This window comes from Sphingorhabdus sp. (genome assembly GCF_044239665.1).
Lineage (GTDB): Bacteria > Pseudomonadota > Alphaproteobacteria > Sphingomonadales > Sphingomonadaceae > Sphingorhabdus_B.
In genome coordinates this window covers 1-3,632 of the sequence record NZ_JBIIBA010000056.1, presented here as the reverse complement: position 1 = coordinate 3,632, position 3,632 = coordinate 1, and the positions used below count along the sequence as shown (strand labels likewise).

General features: G+C 54.9%; 4 protein-coding genes. All 4 read right to left on the bottom strand.

Annotation, left to right across the window (positions count from 1 at the left end):
* Positions 1–772: fructose bisphosphate aldolase (locus ACILP3_RS10500; protein ID WP_395616578.1), on the bottom strand; the 772-nt coding region annotated here is incomplete at its 3' end.
* A gap of 75 nt (positions 773–847) precedes the next feature.
* On the bottom strand, positions 848–2,044 hold the full coding sequence (locus ACILP3_RS10495) for a phosphoglycerate kinase (protein ID WP_395616577.1): 1,197 nt from the start codon (positions 2,042–2,044) through the stop codon (positions 848–850).
* A 10-nt stretch (positions 2,045–2,054) separates the two neighbouring features.
* The gene (gene gap / locus ACILP3_RS10490; RefSeq protein WP_395616576.1) at positions 2,055–3,062 is read right to left on the bottom strand and encodes a type I glyceraldehyde-3-phosphate dehydrogenase; all 1,008 of its coding nucleotides are present in this window, start codon (positions 3,060–3,062) and stop codon (positions 2,055–2,057) included.
* A gap of 11 nt (positions 3,063–3,073) precedes the next feature.
* Positions 3,074–3,632 (bottom strand): transketolase-like TK C-terminal-containing protein (locus ACILP3_RS10485; RefSeq protein WP_395616575.1); only part of this gene is annotated, 559 nt, incomplete at its 5' end.

Genomic DNA, 3,632 nt, shown 5'->3' with positions numbered 1-3,632 from the left:
TCATGCCGGTATTCTTGGCCAGTTCAGCGCACGCCTCTGGACGAGCATAGCCGCCGGAGAGCGCAACAACGCGCAACACACGAGGATGATTGATGAGCGCGTCAAACGTACCCGCCTGTGCTGGGATCGACAGCTTCAGCATGACCTTATTGTCAGCCGAAACATTATCGAGCGCTTTCAAAATTTCATCGCGCAAGATGACGTCGCTTTGCGCGCGATCAACGCTTTTGATGTTCACCTCAGGCTCGATAATCGGCATCAATCCGGCGGCGAGGATCTGTTCAGCCACATCAAATTGCTGCTTTACGATGGCGGCAATGCCCGATGGCGAGGCTTGATTGATGACCGAACGCTTTTTTGTGCCAAACACGCCTTTGGCTTTGGCGCGTTGCAGCAACGCATCCAAGTCTGGCATTGGCTTCATCATTTGAACGCCGTCTGCTTCGTCCTCTAACCCCTTGTCTACCTTTAGGAACGGCACAACGCCGCGGTCTTGCAATGCCGTCGGCACTGGCTTTCCGCCTGCTTCGCCGTCCATTGTGCGTTCGAACAATATCGCGCCCAGTACCTTCTCGCCGGAAAAGCTTGGTGCGGTAATGATCCGTGCGCGCATATCATGGATAAGGCCAAACATCTCTTCTTCGGTCGTGTAGGCATCTTCCTCAATGCCATAGCCCTTGAGCGCCTTAGGAGTGGAGCCGCCGCTCTGATCGAGTGCAGCAATAAAGCCCGAGGCGGTGGACACTTTTGCAAGCATTTCGGCAAAATTCATCATTGGCATCCTATACACTGGCCTTGCATACGTATGCATCGGCAATTGAAAAAAACGGGGCATTGCCCCGCTGGTTTAAGTTATATTTAAAGCATCTACCCCTGGTAGTGGCTTGCCTTCCATCCATTCGAGGAAAGCGCCACCTGCCGTCGAGACAAATGTAAAATCCTCCGTCACACCCGCATGGGCCAGTGCCGCAACAGTGTCACCGCCGCCCGCAACCGACACCAAAGATCCTTCACGGGTCAAGGCAGCCGCCGTCCGCGCTAATGAGACCGTTGCGGCGTCAAATGGCTCAATCTCGAACGCCCCCAATGGCCCGTTCCACACCAAGGTGCGGCAGTTTTTCAAAACATCGGCCAATGCTTCAACAGCAGCAGGCCCCACATCCAAGATCATTTCGTCCGCCGCAACTTCATGCACATTCACTGCCCGGATTGGCGGATTTGCACGAAATTCAAGAGCGGTTACAACATCATAGGGCAAATGCACCGTACAGCCTGCGGCGTCAGCTGCTTCCATAATGGCATTGGCTTGATCCGCTAGATCATGTTCGCACAAGGACTTACCGACATTGACACCGCGCGCAGCCAAAAAGGTATTCGCCATACCGCCGCCAATAATTAGATGGTCAACCTGCGTTACCAAATTGTTCAATACATCAAGCTTAGTCGAAACCTTTGCCCCGCCGACAACCGCCGCCACAGGATGTTCAGGCGCGCCCAAAGCCGCCTGAAGCGCCTTTAACTCAGCCTCCATCGCACGACCAGCATAAGCGGGTAGGATATGCGCAAGCCCTTCGGTGGACATGTGCGCACGATGCGCCGCCGAAAATGCATCATTAACGTAGAAATCACCATTGGCGGCAACAGCGCGCGCAAGTTCCGGATCATTTTTCTCTTCGCCGGGCCAAAAGCGGGTGTTTTCAAGGAGTGCAATATCACCATCGGCCAATATACCAACGGACTGCGTAACAACGTCACCCGCTATTTCTGGCACGAACATGATCTCACGGTCCAGCACTTCTTGCAAGGCATCGAGCACCATCGACACCGACATTTCGCTATGCTTTGCGCCCTTGGGACGCCCGAAATGCGCGAGTAGAAGGACCTTGGCGCCCTTATCCGCCAGTTCCAGCACTGTCGGCAACAAGGCACGCATCCGCGTTTCATCGGTCACACGCCCGTCAGCCATAGGCACATTCAGGTCAACGCGTACTAAAGCACGTTTTCCCTTGATATCGCCGAGGTCGTCGAGCGTGCGGAATGCCATTGATCAATCCTTACAGAAACTTGCCCATGACACCGGCCGTATCGACCATACGATTGGAAAAGCCCCATTCATTGTCATACCAGCTCAATACGCGCACAAGCTTTCCGTCGATGACAGCGGTTTCCAAGCTGTCGATCGTCGAACTGGCTGGGCAATGATTATAGTCAATTGAAACCAAGGGTTCATCCGAATAGGCCAACACGCCTTTTAAAGCGCCTTCTGAAGCAGCCTTCAACAGCGCATTCACTTCCTCAACACTCGTGTCACGCTTTGGCGTGAAGGTCAGGTCGACGATGCTGACATTTGGCGTGGGCACGCGGATGGCCGAACCGTCCAGCTTGCCTTTCAGCTCAGGCATAACTTCGCCAACGGCGCGCGCGGCGCCAGTCGTTGTCGGGATCATCGACATACCCGCAGCGCGCGCGCGGCGCATGTCGTCATGGATTTGGTCGAGGATCTTTTGATCATTGGTGTAGCTGTGGATCGTAGTCATCAACCCGCGCTCGATACCGATGGCATCGTTCAAGACCTTTGCCATTGGCGCCAAGCAGTTGGTGGTGCAGCTTGCGTTTGATACGATGATATCGGCGGCGCTCAGAACGTCATGGTTGACGCCAAAAACAACCGTCTTATCGACATTCTTGCCCGGTGCGGAGATCAGGACGCGCTTTGCCCCTGCCGCGAGATGCTTTTCGGCGCTGACGCGGTCTGTAAAGAAACCGGTGCACTCAAGCGCAATATCGACGCCATTGGCCGCGTGCGGCAAATTGGCTGGGTCACGTTCTGCCGTCACATGAATACGCTTACCGTTGACAATGATGTCATTGCCATCGGCTTCGACCGTTCCGGGGAAGGCCCCGTGCACGCTGTCCCGTTTGAACAGCAGGGCGTTTGCTTTTGCCGGTGCAAGATCATTAATTGCGACCAGTTCCAGATCATGGTCATCGCGTTCCAAAATCGCACGGGCGACCAAACGGCCAATGCGACCAAAACCGTTAATTGCTACTTTCACTGTCATATCTGCTCCTATCAGCCCAACCGGGCGACAATTTGCGGGGTGATCTTGTCGGCCGTCAGGCCAAAATATTCGTAAAGCGCGTCAATGGGTGCAGAAGCGCCAAAGCTGTCGATGCCGATCCGAAGTCCGTCGCCGACATATCGCTCCCAACCCATGGTTGTGCCAGCCTCGATGGATACGCGCAGCGTATCTGTTGGTAGCAGCGCAGATTTATAAGACGCCGGTTGTGCGTCAAACCGCTCCCAGCTGGGCATCGAGACAACGTCCGCGCCAATGCCCTGCGCTTCAAGCTTATCCGCCACCACAATAGCAATCTCAACTTCAGACCCGGTGGCAACAAGGATGACTTTGCGCGCGGCGGTTGCGGCACGCAGCCTATATGCACCCTTGGCGGAGAAATTTTCGCTAATGTCCGTGCGCAGTTGCGGGAGATTTTGCCGCGATAGCGCCAGCACCGAAGGCGTGGATGCACTTTCAATCGCCAAGGCCCAACATTCGGCGGTCTCAATCGTGTCACAGGGCCGATACACATCCAAATTGGGGATGAGCCGCATCGACATAATCTGTTCA